The organism is Dinoroseobacter sp. S76 (genome assembly GCF_049801095.1).
In the GTDB taxonomy this organism is placed as follows: Bacteria; Pseudomonadota; Alphaproteobacteria; order Rhodobacterales; family Rhodobacteraceae; genus Dinoroseobacter.
Genome location: NZ_JBNAGH010000002.1, coordinates 627,279 through 642,833, shown reverse-complemented (window position 1 = coordinate 642,833; position 15,555 = coordinate 627,279). Strand labels below are relative to the sequence as shown.

General features: G+C 65.2%; 14 protein-coding genes and 1 riboswitch. Of the genes, 9 read left to right on the top strand and 5 right to left on the bottom strand.

From position 1 onward, the window contains the following. Positions 1–31 precede the first annotated feature (31 nt). Positions 32–601, top strand: coding sequence for a cobalamin biosynthesis protein CobQ (locus ACP153_RS08895; RefSeq protein WP_424970621.1), 570 nt, complete (start codon positions 32–34; stop codon positions 599–601). A gap of 123 nt (positions 602–724) precedes the next feature. Here ACP153_RS08895 and ACP153_RS08890 read toward each other — a convergent pair whose 3' ends face one another. Then, positions 725–1,048, bottom strand: coding sequence for a DUF6280 family protein (locus tag ACP153_RS08890; RefSeq protein ID WP_424967742.1), 324 nt, complete (start codon positions 1,046–1,048; stop codon positions 725–727). 212 nt (positions 1,049–1,260) lie between these two features. Between ACP153_RS08890 and efp the strand changes: the two genes are divergently transcribed. Together efp and ACP153_RS08880 are read left to right on the top strand one after the other, a co-directional pair. Further along, entirely contained in the window at positions 1,261–1,824 is a 564-nt protein-coding gene (gene efp / locus ACP153_RS08885; RefSeq protein WP_424970620.1) for an elongation factor P, read from the top strand. 301 nt (positions 1,825–2,125) lie between these two features. Then, positions 2,126–2,572, top strand: coding sequence for a DUF4399 domain-containing protein (locus ACP153_RS08880; RefSeq protein ID WP_424970619.1), 447 nt, complete (start codon positions 2,126–2,128; stop codon positions 2,570–2,572). Between the two features lie 24 nt (positions 2,573–2,596). On the opposite strand, the gene ACP153_RS08875 is transcribed toward ACP153_RS08880, so the two are convergent. After that, a complete protein-coding gene (locus tag ACP153_RS08875; protein WP_424970618.1) occupies positions 2,597–3,367 on the bottom strand; it encodes a YgfZ/GcvT domain-containing protein in 771 nt (256 codons plus the stop codon). Between the two features lie 91 nt (positions 3,368–3,458). Between ACP153_RS08875 and ACP153_RS08870 the strand changes: the two genes are divergently transcribed. Both ACP153_RS08870 and ACP153_RS08865 read left to right on the top strand, forming a co-directional pair. Further along, positions 3,459–4,154, top strand: coding sequence for a glycosyltransferase (locus tag ACP153_RS08870; RefSeq protein ID WP_424970617.1), 696 nt, complete (start codon positions 3,459–3,461; stop codon positions 4,152–4,154). Positions 4,155–4,205: 51 nt separating this feature from the next. Beyond that, complete coding sequence (locus tag ACP153_RS08865; RefSeq protein ID WP_424970616.1) at positions 4,206–5,414, top strand: pyridoxal-phosphate-dependent aminotransferase family protein; 1,209 nt, start codon at positions 4,206–4,208, stop codon at positions 5,412–5,414. 6 nt (positions 5,415–5,420) lie between these two features. Here ACP153_RS08865 and ACP153_RS08860 read toward each other — a convergent pair whose 3' ends face one another. The 3 genes from ACP153_RS08860 to ACP153_RS08850 all read right to left on the bottom strand — a co-directional run bounded on the left by ACP153_RS08860 (position 5,421) and on the right by ACP153_RS08850 (position 10,243). Further along, positions 5,421–5,639 carry a hypothetical protein gene (locus ACP153_RS08860; protein ID WP_424970615.1) on the bottom strand — a complete coding sequence of 73 codons (219 nt, stop codon included), beginning with the start codon at positions 5,637–5,639 and terminating at the stop codon, positions 5,421–5,423. Between the two features lie 88 nt (positions 5,640–5,727). Beyond that, a complete protein-coding gene (locus ACP153_RS08855; protein WP_424970614.1) occupies positions 5,728–6,846 on the bottom strand; it encodes a pyridoxal phosphate-dependent aminotransferase in 1,119 nt (372 codons plus the stop codon). Between the two features lie 208 nt (positions 6,847–7,054). After that, positions 7,055–10,243, bottom strand: coding sequence for a valine--tRNA ligase (locus ACP153_RS08850; protein ID WP_424970771.1), 3,189 nt, complete (start codon positions 10,241–10,243; stop codon positions 7,055–7,057). Between the two features lie 120 nt (positions 10,244–10,363). On the opposite strand from ACP153_RS08850, the gene ACP153_RS08845 reads away from it, so the two are divergent. The 4 genes from ACP153_RS08845 (at position 10,364) to ACP153_RS08830 (ending at position 15,552) form a co-directional block, all read left to right on the top strand. Next, positions 10,364–12,673: a xanthine dehydrogenase family protein molybdopterin-binding subunit gene (locus ACP153_RS08845; protein WP_424970613.1), complete on the top strand. Its 2,310-nt coding sequence runs from the start codon at positions 10,364–10,366 to the stop codon at positions 12,671–12,673. Between the two features lie 210 nt (positions 12,674–12,883). After that, positions 12,884–13,978 carry a DUF2235 domain-containing protein gene (locus tag ACP153_RS08840; protein WP_424970612.1) on the top strand — a complete coding sequence of 365 codons (1,095 nt, stop codon included), beginning with the start codon at positions 12,884–12,886 and terminating at the stop codon, positions 13,976–13,978. Positions 13,979–14,040: 62 nt separating this feature from the next. Continuing rightward, positions 14,041–14,258, top strand: a riboswitch (cobalamin riboswitch). A 104-nt stretch (positions 14,259–14,362) separates the two neighbouring features. Continuing rightward, positions 14,363–14,773 (top strand): DUF1636 family protein, encoded by a 411-nt coding sequence (locus tag ACP153_RS08835; RefSeq protein WP_424970611.1) that lies wholly within the window; start codon positions 14,363–14,365, stop codon positions 14,771–14,773. Beyond that, complete coding sequence (locus ACP153_RS08830; RefSeq protein WP_424970610.1) at positions 14,770–15,552, top strand: ABC transporter ATP-binding protein; 783 nt, start codon at positions 14,770–14,772, stop codon at positions 15,550–15,552. The genes ACP153_RS08835 and ACP153_RS08830 overlap by 4 nt, the downstream gene beginning before the upstream one ends. The last annotated feature ends 3 nt before the right edge of the window (positions 15,553–15,555 follow it).

The window sequence follows — 15,555 nt, the reverse complement described above, 5'->3', positions numbered from 1 at the left end:
AGCCCCCGTTGCGACCCAAGGACAAGCCCGTATGAACACGCCAGCCCATCTCATCTTTGGTGCGGGCGCCTTTGCCCGCCCGGGCGCGCGCTGGGTGACAGCTGCGGCCCTTCTGGGCGGGCTCCTGCCGGATCTGTCGCTCTACATCCTCGGGAGCTGGGCGCTCTATATCCAACAGATCCCGCCCCAGACCGTGTTCAACGAGCTCTATTTCTCGCCGAGCTGGCAGCGGATCTTTGCGATCGACAACTCGATCCCGCTTTGGGGTGCGATTTGTGCGGCAGGGTTGGCCCTGCGACGCCCGGCGCTGGTGGCGCTCGGGGGCGCGGCGCTCTTGCATGTGCTGCTGGATCTCCCGCTGCACCATGATGACGGGCGCCCGCATTTCTGGCCCTTCTCCGATTGGGTCTTCGAAAGCCCGATCAGCTATTGGGACAGCGCGCAATCCGCCTGGATCGTGGCGCCGCTCGAAGGGGTGGCCTGCCTCGCGCTGGTCGTGCTGCTTTGGCGGCGGTTCGAGAGTTGGCCCCTGCGGTTGCTCTTTGGAGGGCTTCTGCTCGCCGAGCTCTGGGTGATCCGACAATGGTTGGTGTTTTTCTGAGCCTGAGCCTGAGCCTGAGCCCGAGCCTGAGCCTGAGCCTGAGGCTGTCTGAAACCCGCCCAACAAAAAACGCGCGCCGGGTCGGGCGCGCGCAGATTGTCCGCATTGTGCGGGATCGTCAGATCAGGCGGCTTCGGCCTGCTGCTGAGCGGCATTGCGGCGCTCGCTCTCCTCGCGGGACAGAGCCACAGAGGTCCGCACCCCTTGCCCGACGAATTCCATCAGACCGGAGACCACGCGCTCGTTCGGGTCGATGCCCGCACAGGAGAGCACTTCGCGCCCGTCCCGCGAGCGCGCCCAGCGGGCGATCTGCTCGGGACCATTCCCGTATTTCTTGTCATCCGCGATCGCATCATCGAGCGCTGCCAGAACCACGGCGGCAAAGAGCTTGCGCGCGCGCTGACCCTGCTCGTAATTGAATGCGGATGAATCGACGAAGTCGGCCATGAGTGTTCCTTGATTATTGCTCTTGTCTTTTTGGCGTGCCGCCGAATATGACGGTTTTGCGCTGATTCTGGTCTGCGATCTCGGTATACCACATATGCGACGTCTGCATAGCTTTCAGTGGTTAACCGCAACCAGCAGCGGCTTGCCAGGTTGCCCATCCCCAGATATAGGATCGGCGACTTCCCGTTCAACCTTTCTTCAGGTTTCTGCCTATGCCCAAGATCAATGGAAACGAAATCCGCCCCGGTAACGTGCTGGAACATAATGACGGTCTCTGGGCGGCGGTCAAAGTGGACCACGTGAAACCCGGCAAGGGTGGGGCCTTTGCCCAGGTCGAGCTGCGCAATCTGCGCAATGGCTCGAAGCTCAACGAACGCTTCCGCAGCGCCGACAAGGTGGAGCGTGTGCGTCTCGAGCAGAAGGACCAGCAATTCCTCTATGAGAGTGACGGGATGCTGGTCTTCATGGATAACGAGACCTTCGAACAGATTGAATTGCCTGCGGAAATTCTGGGCGACCGGCGTCCGTTCCTGCAGGATGGCATGACGATCCAGATCGAATACTACGAGGCGGAGGCGCTCAACGCCTCCCTGCCGCAGAAGGTGACCTGCACCGTGGTGGAGACCGAGCCGGTGGTCAAAGGCCAAACCGCGGCAAACTCCTTCAAGCCCGCGATCCTCGACAATGGGGTCAAGGTGATGGTGCCGCCCTTCGTCGGGCAGGACGAAGCGATCGTCGTGAACACCGAGACCATGGAGTATTCCGAGCGCGCCTAACGCCCCTCGGAAGCGCGAGAAAATCTGCGAGAAAAGGCGTGCGGTTCGCGCGCCTTTTTTGATTTTGGGCGCAGGACGCAGCGACTGCGGCTCGGCAGACTGTCCCATGGCCCTGCTGGGCGGATCACAGCCGAGGGGTTCGATCTTTGATCCAGATCAAGTCGCTTGCGGAGAATTCTGTTAGAGGTGACCCTCCCGAGATTCGCGCCTCCCGAAATCTTTATGTGGATTCGCCGCGCTTTGGCCTACCTTCAGGTCCAAGGCGCGAGACATCCGCGCCGAGACGACAGGGAGATTTCGCATGATTTTCAAAACCACATTGGCCGCTCTGGGCATGACCGGCGCGCTGACGCTGGCCGCCTTTGCCGGCGACACCCCGGCGCCCGAGGGGGCCGCCGTTTACTTCGTGAACCTCGAAGATGGGGCCACCGTCTCCAGCCCCGTGACGATTGTCTTCGGGCTTGAGGGGATGGGCGTTGCGCCCGCCGGCACAGAGAAGGACAAGACCGGGCATCACCATCTGCTTCTGAACCGGCCCAAGCTGGGCGAAGGGCCCGATGGCGCGGATGAGCTGCTCTATGGCATCCCGGCTGATGACAACCATATCCATTTCGGCGGCGGCCAGACCCAGGTGACCATCGATCTGCCCGCGGGCACCCATACGATGCAGCTGGTGCTCGGGGATTTGAACCATGTGCCCCATGATCCGCCGGTCATGACCGAGGTGATCACGGTCACGGTCGAGTAGGCTCGAGCCGACACGCGGCGGGGTTTACGGGGTCCAGGTGACCTTTGCAGAGCCCGCCGTCATCTCGCCCTTGGCCCGATCGAACCGCAGATAGGCCAAGGCCTGCCCGCCGCTTTGGGTGCCGAGCACCCCGGCGGGCTTTCCATTCGCGGTGATCTCGGTCCCGGGGGCGGCCTCGCCCTCGATCTCGACCCGGGCGAGCCCTTTGCGCAGCTCGGTCTTGTGCTTCATCCGAGCCGTGACCTCCTGGCCCACATAGCAGCCCTTCTTGAAATCGACGCCGTTGAGCCGCTCGAACCCCATTTCGAGGATGTAGCTGTCATCGGGCAGCAGCTCGGATCCCGTCTCGGGGATCATGAGCGCCACGCGCAGCCCGTCCCAATCCGTGACCTCCGGACCGCCCTCGGTCCCATAGAGCCGCCAGCCCAGATCCGCATGGCGTGGATCGGCCACGGCCCCTTCGGGCGGCGTGCCAAGGCCGCGCGCCACGGGCATGTCGGTCATCTCAAGGCTCACATCCGCGCGCAGCTTGAACATGGTGAGCCGCTTCAGGAGCCCCGGCGCCAACGCCTCGGCCACATCCAAGAGGAGCGCGTCTCCCTCGGCGATCACAAAGAAATCCGCGAGGAACTTGCCCTGTGGGCTCAGGAAAGCCGTATAGACCGCGCCCTCGGCCAGCCGGGCCAGATCGTTGGTGACCATGCCCTGCAAAAAGCTGCGCGCATCGGCGCCAGAGACCCGGATCACGCGGCGATCCGGGACGGCTTCGATCACACTGGGATTGTCTTGGGCCATTTCGCTCTCCCATCTTTCTGATTTCTCACATATAGGTTTGCCGCCGAGCCACAAGGGACGGCAGACGGACCACGGTTGTTTTTGAGGGTACATGCGCGCACCGATCTCCATCGTCATGCCGGTTCTGAACGCGCAGGAGGGGTTGCGCCACTCGATCCCGGCCCTCTCGGAGGGGCTGGAGGTCGGGTTGATTGCCGAGCTGATCATGTCCGATGGGGGCTCAAGCGACTATACCGAGGCGGTGGCGGATGCGGCCGGCGCAGTTTGGGTGACCGGCGCGCCCGGGCGCGGGGGGCAGATCGCGCGGGGCGTGGCCAAGGCACGGGCGCCGTGGATCCTGATCCTCCACGCGGATACGGCGCTGCAGCCTGGCTGGGCCGAGGCAGTGGGGGCTGCCCTGCAGGATCGCAAAACCGCGCATTTCGGACATTTGCAGTTTGATACACCGGGCCCGGCAGCGGGTTTCGTGGCGGGCTGGGCCAATTGGCGCGCCCGCTGGCTGGGGCTGCCTTACGGCGATCAGGGGCTCCTGATCCACCAGTCTCTGCTAGAGGAGGTGGGCGGCATTCCCGACCTGCCGCTGATGGAGGATGTGGCCCTCGCGCGCGCCTTGCGCGGTCGCCTGCGTCCCCTCGGCGCCGTCGCCCGCACCAGTGCCGCCCGCTATGAGCGCGAGGGCTGGCTGCGGCGCGGGGCGCGCAATCTCTCTCTGCTTCTGCGCTATCTGGGCGGTGCGGATCCCGTCCGTCTGGCCGCGGCTTACCGTGCGCCTCAGGGACAGGATTGACCCTGCCGAGCGCGCGCCCTAGGAGTTGGGCGTTTGAGTTCAGGAGCTTCCATGACCCTCGCCAACGGCCGCACCTATCTTGCCATCCCCGGACCCTCTGTGATGCCCGACCGTGTGCTGCAGGCGATGCATCGCGCGGCGCCGAATATCTATACCGGCGCGCTGGTGGAGATGGTCGAAGGGATGGTGCCGGATCTGCTGGCCGTGGCCCGGACCGAGGCGCGGGTGGCCATGTATATCGCCAATGGCCACGGGGTGTGGGAGGCAGCACTCGCCAATACGGTGGCCCCGGGCCAGAAGGTGCTCGTGATCGCCACGGGCATGTTCGCCAAGGGCTGGGCTGAAATGGCCCGCGCCATGGGGATAGAGGCGCAGGTGCTCGATTTCGGCGATCGCACGACCTTTGATCCCACTGTGGTCGAGGAGGCGCTGCGGGCCGACACGACCGGCGCAATCCGCGCGGTGATGGCGGTGCAGGTGGACACGGCGACTTCCGTGCGCAGCGACATTCCCGCCCTGCGCAAGGTGATGGATGCGACCGGGCACCCTGCGCTCCTGATGGTGGATTGCATCGCCTGCCTTGCCTGTGACGATTTCCACATGGATGCCTGGGGCGTCGACGTCATGGTCACCGGCTGCCAGAAGGGCCTGATGACCCCGCCAGGGCTCGGTTTTGTCTTTTTCAACGAGAAGGCGAATGAGGCCCATGACCGGCTCGAGATTGTCAGCCCCTATTGGGACTGGGCGACGCGGTCCAAGCCCGAGATGTTCTATCAGTTCTTCTTTGGCACCGCGCCGACCCATCACCTCTATGGGCTGCGCGAGGCCCTGACCATGATCCTCCATGAGGAGGGGTTGGAGGCGGTGCTCGCCCGCCATGAAAAGCTCGCCCAGACCGTTTGGGCGGCGATGGAAGCTTGGGGCCGTGGCAAGGGGCGAGGCCATATCGCGCTCAACGTCACGGATCCGGCCCTGCGCAGCCATGCGGTGACCAGTGTGCGGATGCAGGCCCCGAATGCGACCGCGCTGCGCGACTGGGTGACCGACAAGGCGGGCGTGACCCTGGGGATCGGGCTGGGCATGGCCGCGCCGGGCGATCCCGCTTGGCACGGGTTCTTCCGGATCGGTCATATGGGCCATGTGAACGCCCATATGGTGCTCGGCGTGCTTGGAACGATCGATGCGGGTCTCAAGGCCCTGCAGATCCCCCATGGGGACGGCGCGTTGGAGGCTGCCAGCGCCGTGGCCGCGCAGGCCTGAGAAAGCTCAGGTCTCGTCCCGGGGCTTGATCCCGTTGCGGTGGAGCGGCTTCAGCTTGATCCACTGATCCAGCAGATAGGCCGCCGCCATTGCCGGTAGGAACCCGTAGAGCGCCCAGACAAACCCCAGCACACAAAAGAGCACGACCCCAAAGGCCACAAGAAAGGGAAGGGTGAAATCCTCGACCCGCCCGGGCGGGCGCTTTTCCTGAGATTGTCCGTGCATGGGGCCTCCGGTTGCGTCTCATAAGCAGAATAGCGCAAACCGCCGATCCGCAAAGTCGCGATTTCGGGAGCGGACCCAGTGGCGGAGGCTAGCCGCCCGATGCCTCGGACACAGCGTCCGGCAGCCGCTCTGCCAGCAAATCGAGCATCTCGGGCGTGCCCGCCGAGATCCGGATGCAGCGATCCTGGGGGCTGACAAAGGGCATGCGCACGAAGAGGTCCCGGGAAATCAGGCCCTGCAGGATGGCCTTGGCCCGCGCGCCATCCGCGCCGCAATCCAGCGTGACGAAGTTCGTCGCCGAGGGCAGGGCGCGCAGCCCGCTCGCCGCGCCGATCTCCGCGATGCGGGTGCGGGCTACTGCCGTCGCGGCCACCACATGAGCCAGATGGTCTGGATCCCTTAGGGCGGCAAGGGCCCCGGCCTGACCGATCCGGTTCATGCCGAAATGGTTGCGCACCTTGTTGAAGGCGGTGATCAGGTCGCGCGCGGCCAGGCCATAGCCCACCCTTGCCCCGGCCATGCCATGGGCCTTGGAGAAGGTGCGCATCCGGATGACCCGCGGGTCCTCAATCTCGATCCGCGGGACCGTTCCCTCCGGCGCGAACTCGATATAGGCCTCATCCAGCACCAGCACGCAGCCCGGCGGCATGTCCGCCACCATGGCTTCCACCGTCGCCGCGCCATGCCATGTGCCCATGGGATTGTCCGGATTCGCGAGATAGATCAGCTTGGCATCGACCTGTCGCGCCATCTCCAGCAAGGTGTCGGGATCCTCATGGTCGTCACGGTAAGGCACCGTGTGGAGCGCGCCGCCAAACCCCGCCACATGGTAGTTGAAGGTCGGATAGGCCCCGGCGGAGGTCACCACCGCATCGCCCGGCCCGACCACCAACCGCACGAGATAGCCGAGAAGCCCGTCGATCCCCTCGCCAACGATGATATTGCCAAGCGCGACCCCATGATGGGCCGCCAGCGCGCTGCGCAGGTCATGGCTCTCCGGGTCGCCATACATCCAGGCGTCCTGCGCGGCGGCCGCCATGGCATCCAGCGCTTTGGGGGAGGGGCCAAAGACGCTCTCATTCGCGCCGAGGCGTGCTGCAAAGGGCCGCCCCCGCGCGCGCTCCTGCGTTTCCGGGCCGACAAAGGGCACGGTCGCAGGCAGGCTTTGAACGAGGGGCGTGTAGCGGGGGCCGGATGAATTGCTCATTCCAAGGGCGTAGCGCGACTGGCGCCGCGCTGCAACGGGGCGCGCGTGGAGAGCGGGTTTGAGTATTATAGGAACAATGAAGGGACAACGGCGCGCACATGTTAAAGGGCGCCCGGCCCTGAGACCGCGCACTCTTGTCTTAAGTCGTCAAATATCCCCGCCGGAGGCTCCTGTCGGTTCAGGGAGCGGGAGGGGTGCCGTTTGGGGGCTAGCTGGCCTCTTCGAGGCGGTCTAGGGCGGCGCTCAGGGTGGCGAGCTCGGCTTCGCCGGTGACCAGACGCTCGCGGCTTTCCTCGACCACTTCGGCCGGGGCGGAGGCTACGAATTTGGGGTTGTTCAACCGGCCCTTGAGCCCGCCCAGCTCCTTCTGGAGCTTGGTGAGGGTTTTGCCCAAGCGCTCCTTCTCGGCGCCCACATCAATGATGTCCGCCAACGGCAGGGCGAAGGTGCCGCCATCCACGGCAATCGTCAGCGCGCCCTTGGGCGCCTCTGCCGCCTCGGTGACCTCGCCGATCCGCGCGAGCCGTTTGATCAGCGTCTCGTTATTGGCATAGGCCTTGCGCCCGGCCTCATCGAGCGCGACCTGCACCACCGGCACGTAAAGCCCTGCAGGAACACGCATTTGTGCGCGCACGGAGCGGATGCTTTCGATCAGGGAGATCGTCCAGTTCATCTCGCGATCCGCGTCCCGGTCCACCAGATCCGCCGCCCCGTAGGTCGGCCAATCCGCATGCACCAGCATCTTGGCGCGGTCGCCGGTGGTGTCCCAGAGCTCTTCGGTGATGAAGGGCATGATCGGGTGGAGGAGGATGAAACACTGCTCCAGAACCCATGCCATGGTGTCCCGGGTTTCCGCCTTCACCGCGTCCTCACCATCCAGAAGGAGAGGCTTGGAAAACTCCACATACCAGTCGCAGACCTTGCCCCAGACAAAGGCATAAAGCGCGTTTGCAGCGTCGTTGAACTTGTACTCCGCCATGGCCGCATCGACCTCTTCGCGGACCTTCGCGGTCTCCCCGATGATCCATCGGTTGAGGGTCTGCGCCGCGTCGGGCAGCTGTCGGACACCTGTCGGGCAAGTGTCGGGCACGGGCGCACGGGCCGTAAAGACCTCGTTCATCTCTGCATAGCGCGTGGCGTTCCAGAGCTTGGTCGCGAAATTCCGGTAGCCCTGCACGCGCTGCAAGTCGAGCTTGAGCACCCCGCCCAGGCTGGCCATGGCCGCGGAGGAGAAGCGCAGGGCGTCCGCGCCGTACTCATCAATGATCTCCAGCGGGTCGATCACGTTGCCCACGGACTTGGACATCTTCTTGCCCTTGGCGTCGCGCACGAGGCCATGGAGGTAGACCTCGTCAAAGGGCACCTGGCCGGTGACCGCCAGTTGCATCATCATCATCCGGGCGACCCAGAAGAAGAGGATGTCCTGCCCGGTCACAAGGGTGGAGGTCGGGAAGTACTTCTTGAGCTCGTCACTCTCCTCGGGCCAGCCCAGGGTGCCGATGGGCCAAAGTCCGGAAGAGAACCAAGTGTCGAGGACGTCGGGGTCGCGCCACATGGCAGTCTTTCGAAACGGGCCCTCGGTCAGCGCTGAAAAGTCGTAGTCACTGTCGCCGGAAGGGCCGAACTGGGCGGGTTCTTCATTTAGTTCGACGAGCTCTTCAGGCGGCCGGCCAATCCTTTCGATCCAGATATCTTCGATTTGTTTCTTCGCCTCTTCTGCACTTGCTGCGCAGAATTCCATGACGAGCCATCCGTTTTTTGATAGCTTGCCACCCAGTCGCTCTTCATCCAGCTGCTTCTTGGCGTGGTAATCGTGAAGAGCGTCCTGTGGGACGCCGCGGCCTATCACATCGTTCCGCGCAATAAGGTCTCCATCAACAGTAGGGACCATCGCGGTCCACACTGGGATCTGGTGGCCCCACCAGAGTTGGCGGGAGATGCACCAGGGCTCGATATTGTCGAGCCAGTGGTAATAGGTCTTCTCGCCGCTCTCGGGCATGATCTTGACCGTGCCGTCGCGCACCTTGTCGAGCGCGGGGCCGACGATCTGTTCGGCGTCCACGAACCATTGGTCGGTGAGCATGGGCTCGATGACCACTTTCGACCGATCCCCGAAGGGCTGCATGATCGGTTTGTTTTCGACCAGCGGGAGCTCGGCGAGGGCGCCGTCTTCCTCGGGTTTGGGGTTGGGGGTCATGACCGCCAGACCCTCATCGGTGATCTGGGCGACCACGGCCTTGCGCGCTTCGAACCGGTCCATGCCGCGCAGCTCGTCCGGGACGAGGTTGATCGCGTCGCATTCGGACTCCGAGAGCTCTCGCTTACCCTCGGCCACCTCCATGGCGATGGCCGCGGCCTCGGCATAGGGCACACCGTCATCGCGCATCTGCGCCTTGGTATCCATCAGCCGGTACATCGGAATGCCGCCGCGTTTGGCGACCTGATAGTCGTTGAAGTCATGGGCGCCGGTGATCTTCACAGCGCCGGAGCCGAACTCGGGATCCGGGTATTCATCGGTGATGATCGGGATCAGGCGGCGGTGCTCCTTCGGGCCCACGGGGATCTCGCAGAGCTTGCCGACGATGGGCGCGTAGCGCGTGTCACCGGGATGCACCGCGACCGCGCCGTCGCCGAGCATGGTCTCGGGCCGGGTCGTGGCAATCGAGATGTAGTCGCGGGTCTCGCGCAGGGTGACGTTCCCATCCGCGTCCTTTTCCACATATTCATAGGTCTGGCCGCCCGCGAGCGGGTATTTGAAGTGCCACATATGGCCCGCGACCTCGATATTCTCGACCTCCAGATCGGAGATCGCGGTCTCGAAATGCGGGTCCCAGTTCACGAGGCGCTTGCCGCGATAGATCAGGCCCTTGTTGTACATGTCCACGAAGACCTTGATGACCGCATCGTGGAAGTTCGGGCCCTTGCCCTTGTCCGGGTCGCCCTCGGCGCCGCCCATGGTGAAGGCTTCACGCGACCAGTCGCAGGAGGCGCCCAGACGCTTGAGCTGACCGATGATCGTGCCGCGGGATTTGACCTTCTGCTCCCAGACGCGGGCGAGGAACTTGGCGCGGCCCATCTCGGCGCGGGAGGGTTCCTGATTGGCGGCCATCTCGCGCTCGGTCACCATCTGGGTCGCGATCCCGGCGTGGTCGGTGCCCGGCTGCCAGAGCGTGTCGTAGCCCTGCATCCGTTTCCAGCGGATCAGGATGTCCTGCAGCGTGTTGTTGAAGGCGTGGCCCATATGGAGCGAGCCCGTCACATTGGGCGGCGGGATCATGATGCAGAAGGTCTCGTCGCGCGAGGCGTTGGCCCCGGCTTTGAAGCAGCCCTCATCTTCCCAGCGGGCATAGAGACGGGGTTCGGCCTCGGCGGCGTTGAAGGTCTTTTCCATGGGCATCGCGGTCATCCTTTGCACTTGGGCGAGGAGATAACGAAACCCTGTGCGAAGGGAAAGGGGCGGTCTGGACAGTGGGCGGGATGGGGCTAAGGTTCAGGCCGGACGAGCAAGGAAGTTCTCATGACCAAGCAAGGCGACAAGTTCGGGATCAGCCAGCCGGCGGCACGGGTGGAGGATGTTCGGTTTCTGACCGGCGCGGGGCGCTATGTGGATGATATCGCGCCCGAGGGGGCGTTGCATGGGGTGGTTCTGCGCTCGATGGTGGCCCATGGGGAGATCACCGCGTTGGACACCGCCGAGGCGGCGCAGATGCCCGGCGTGGCGCTGGTGTTGACGGGCGATGATCTGGCCGCGGCGGGTGTCCGGATGGATATGCAGGCCACCGTGATGCCGAACCGTGACGGGACGCGCGGGGCCGGGCCGAAGCGGCCCATCCTGGCCCAGGGCAAGGTCCGCTTTGTGGGCGAGCCCATCGCCATGGTCTTTGCCGAGACGCTGGATCAGGCCCGCGACGCGGTGGAGGTGATCGAGCTGGAGATCGATGAGCTGCCGGCCAAGCTCGACACCGTGCCGGGGGGCACGGCGCTCCACACTGAGGCTGAGGATAACGTGGCCTTTGACTGGGCCTGCGGCGATGAGGCCGCGACCGAGGCGGCCTTTGCCAAGGCGGCGCACCGGGTTGGGCTGGTGGTCGAGGACAACCGGATCATCGTGAACGCCATGGAGCCGCGCGGTTGTTTCGCCGAGATCGAGGACGGGCGTCTCCATCTGGCCCATAACGGGCAGGGCGTCTGGACCATGAAGGGTCAGCTTTGCCGCAATCTGGGCCTCAATCCCGAGGATCTGCGCGTCACCAACCCGGATGTGGGCGGCGGTTTCGGGATGAAGGCCATGGCCTATCCCGAATATTTCGTGGTCGCCCATGCGGCCCGGGTCCTGAACCGGCCCTGCCGCTGGATGTCCGAGCGCACGGAAGCAATGCTCAGCGACAATGCGGGCCGGGACCTCGCCTCGGATGTGGAGCTGGCCTTTGACGTGGATCTCAAGCTGATCGGGTTCCGCGCCGATGTGCTCAGCAATCTTGGCGCCTATAACTCGCAATTCGCGCAAGCCATCCAGACCAGCCTCGCCATGAAGGTGATGACCGGCGTCTATGACGTGCAGGCCGCCTATATGCGGGTGCGCGGGATCTACACCAACACGACCCAGGTCGATGCCTATCGCGGGGCCGGGCGGCCCGAGGCGATCTACACGCTGGAGCGGGCCATGGACCACGCCGCGCGCAGCCTCGGGGTTGACCCCTGGGATCTGCGCAAGCGCTGCTTCATCGGGCCCGAGCAGATGCCCTATACGGCGGTCTCTGGCGAGACCTATGACGTGGGCGAGTTTGCCCGGGTCCTCGACCGCGCGGGCGAAGAGGCGGACCGCGCCGGGTTTGCCGCGCGCAAGGCCGCGAGCCAGGCGGCGGGCAAGCTGCGCGGGCAGGGGCTCTGTTACTATATCGAAGCGATTCTCGGCGATCCGAGCGAGGGCGCGAAGATGGTCTTTGAGGAGGATGGCAGCGTCACCCTCTATGTGGGCACCCAATCCAATGGTCAGGGGCATGAGACGGTTTTCGTGCAGGTGCTGCATGAGATGACGGGGATCCCCGCTGACCGGATCCGCATTGTGCAGGGCGACAGCGATCTGATTGCCAAGGGCGGCGGCACCGGCGGCTCGCGCTCGGTCACGGTTCAGAGCCAGGCGACCCGCGCCATGGTGGATGTGGCCATCGCGGCCTTTGCCCCTTTCCTCGCCGATCGCATGGGCGTGGACCCGGCAGAGGTGACCTTTGATGAGGGCAGCTTCCGGGCCGAGGGCTCCAATGTGGTGATGACCATGATCGAGGCGGCGGAGGCGGCCCGTGCGGCGGGCGAGACCGCGCTCCTGACCCATGAGGCGGAGACGACCCTGCCGGGCCGGTCCTTCCCCAACGGGGCCCATGTCTGCGAGGTGGAGATCGACCCGGAGACCGGTGTCGTGGCCGTGGACCGCTATACGGTGGTCGATGATTTCGGCGTGCTGATCAATCCGCTTCTGGCCGAGGGGCAGGTCCATGGCGGCGTGGCCCAAGGCATCGGGCAGGCGATCACCGAGCATGTGGTCTATGATCCGGAGGGGCAGCTTCTGACGGCGAGTTTCATGGATTACGGCATGCCGCGCGCGGATGATGTGCCGATGATCGCCTTCTATACGGAGGCCGTGCCGTCGAAGAACAACGTGCTGGGCATGAAGGGCTGTGGCGAGGCCGGGACCGTCGGAGCGCTGGCGGCGGTGGCCAATGCGGTGCAGGACGCGGTCTGGGATCTGGGCCTGCGCAAGGTGGACATGCCCTTCACCCCCGCCCGCATGTGGGAGATGCTGGCCCAGACGCCCCACGCCGCCGAGTGACACGCGCGTGAACGGGCCCGGGCCCCGTCTGTGACGGGGCCGGCGCACGCCCTTTGAAAGTCACGCATTAAGATTAACGCGCAAGCCTCTGAAGAATAAGTCTTCGACGGCTTGCGGGATTGTTCTCAAATCGACGCGCTCACGGGCCGCACACGGCACTGTGCCCGGTCTGTTCTTTACTTAACCTCTTGGGGCTACAATCTTGGAGGTATGAGGACACCCGCCCCGATCCCGGCGGTCCCGACCGCCCATGTCCCCACGGACCACATCGTCATTCTCGACGGGACGATGTCGTCGTTCATGCCGGGCCGAGAGACGAATGCCGGGCTGGCCTACAAGCTGATCCGCGACCGGCGCGACCCCCATGTGACCCTGTTCTACGAGCCCGGGATCCAGTGGCAGGGTTGGCGCCGCGCCATCGAGGTGATCGCGGGGATCGGCATCAACCGGCAGATCCGCCGTGCCTACCGCTTTCTCGCCCATCGCTATCGCCCGGGGGACCGGATCTTCCTCATGGGCTATTCACGGGGCGCCTATGCGGTGCGTTCGCTGGCCGGGTTGATCGACCGCTTCGGGCTGATCCGCCCCGAAGTCGCGACCGAGCAGCGGGTGCGCCAGCTCTATGCCTATTACCAGGAGCGTCGCGACAGCCACTATGCCGACCGCTTCGCGGACCGCTATTGCCACCGCCGGGTGGAGATCGAGATGGTCGGTGTCTGGGACACCGTGAAGGCGCTGGGCATCCGCGCGCCGGTCCTGTGGCGGCTCGCGCCCATGGCGACGGAGTTTCACTCCGACCAGCTCAGCGGCGCGGTGAAGCACGGGTTTCATGCCCTGGCCCTGAACGAGCGGCGTATGGCCTTTGCCCCGGTCCTTTGGGAGTGTCCGCCGGGCTGGAACGGCCATGTGGAGCAGGTCTGGTTTCGCGGCACCCATGGGGATATCGGCGGGCAGCTGGCCGGGTTTTCGGAGGCGCGCCCGCTCGCGAATATCCCCTTCGTCTGGATGCTGGAGCAGGCGGAGGCCTGCGGGCTGCGCCTCCCTGATGGCTGGCAGGAGCGGTTCCCACGGGATGCCAATGCGCCCTCCATGGGATCCTGGCGGAGCTGGGGGAAGCTGTTTGTCCTGCGGCGCGCGCGCCGGGTCGGGCTCGACCGCTCCGAGAGCCTTCATGACAGCGTGCCACGCCGTCGCCGGGCGATCCCGCTAGGGCGTCTGGCCACGGACCTGGGGCAGCGCCTTGCCCGGGTCCTGCCGCGCTGGCGCCCCGCGCGCCCGGCGCCGGAGCGGATCTCCCACCGCTGAACGCGGCCCTGCGGCGGTTTCACCCGATCTGTCAGGATGGCTTGACGGGGCGGGCAAACTTCCAGACAGTCCCTCGCGATGGTTCCCGGAGGCCAAAGGCCAGGCCGGGATGAAAAGGGAATACGGTGAGGAGGAGCCAAGCGGCGCCAAATCCGTAACTGCCCCCGCAACTGTGAGCGGCGAGCGACCCCGAGGATCACCACTGAGCGTCTGCGCTCGGGAAGGATCGGGCGAGCCCGGACCCGCAAGTCAGGAGACCTGCCATCGCCGATGAAACTTGAACCCGGGCGGGGTGTCCGGACAGGAGACTATGATGCTGCAACGGCGCGATCCGTTCCGCTCTCTCTCGTCACCGCACGCCCTCGGGCCATCGCGGAGGGCGATATGGGATCCCAGACACACAGAATTACGGTTTGCACATCCTGCAAGCACAAGGGCAGCGACTGCCGTCCCGGCTATGAGCTGATTGCGAAACTGCGCGCGGCGATTGCTGCGGCGGGCGATGCGGTGTCCGAAAGCTTCGAGATTTCGGGCGTGGCCTGCATGGCGGGCTGTGATCGGCCTTGCACTGTGGCTTATCACGGGACGCGCAAGGCGACCTATCTGTTTGGCGACATCGAACCGGATGCGGATATCGACGATCTGGTGGCCTTTGCCCGGCAATATGCGGTGCTCGGCGATGGTTGGTGCTCCTCGGTGGACCGACCCGGCAAGCTGCGCCGGACCACGCTGGCGCGGGTCCCGGCGGCGATCATCGCCCTAGAGGATGCGGTCCCCGGGCAGCGCGCGTCATGAGTGCCGCCGCGCTGCGCGCCGACGAGATCAGCTGGGCCCCCCGCCGGGCGGAAAAGCTGCTGGTGCATCCTACGAGCTTTCACGTGCCTGCGGGCGATGTGCTGGGCGTGGTCGGGCCGAACGGCGCCGGGAAATCCACGCTCTTGCGCATGATCTATCGCTACCAGCGGCCCACCTCCGGGCAGATCCTAGTGGGCGATGCGGATCTCTGGGCGATCTCACCCCGGGAGGCAGCGCGCAAGGTTGCCGCCGTTCTACAGGAACACGCGTCCTCCTTTGGGCTCACCGTGCGGGAGGTTGTGGCCCTCGGGCGCACACCTTTCCGGTCGGGGTTTGCCAAATCCGGGGCCCGGGATGCGGAGAGGGTCGAGGCGGCGCTGGCGCAACTGCATCTGACCGATCTGGCGGAGCGGGACCTCGCCACCCTCTCGGGCGGAGAGCGTCAGCGGGTCATGGTGGCCCGTGCATTGGCGCAGGAGCCGCAGGTGCTGGTGCTCGATGAGCCCACGAACCATCTCGATATCCGCCACCAGCTCGAAGTGCTCTCGCTGATCCGCGATCTCGACCTGACGATCATCGTCTCGCTGCATGATCTGAACATGGCCTCCGAGATCTGCGACCGGATCCTGCTGCTGGAGGCGGGCTGGACCCGTGGCTTTGGCACGCCGGATCAGGTGCTGACCGAGGCCGCCGTCTCCACCGCGTTTCGGGTCGAGGCCCGTCGCGAACGGCTCGAACCGAGCCACACGAACCATCTTTCCTTCCACCTTCCGAACTGATCA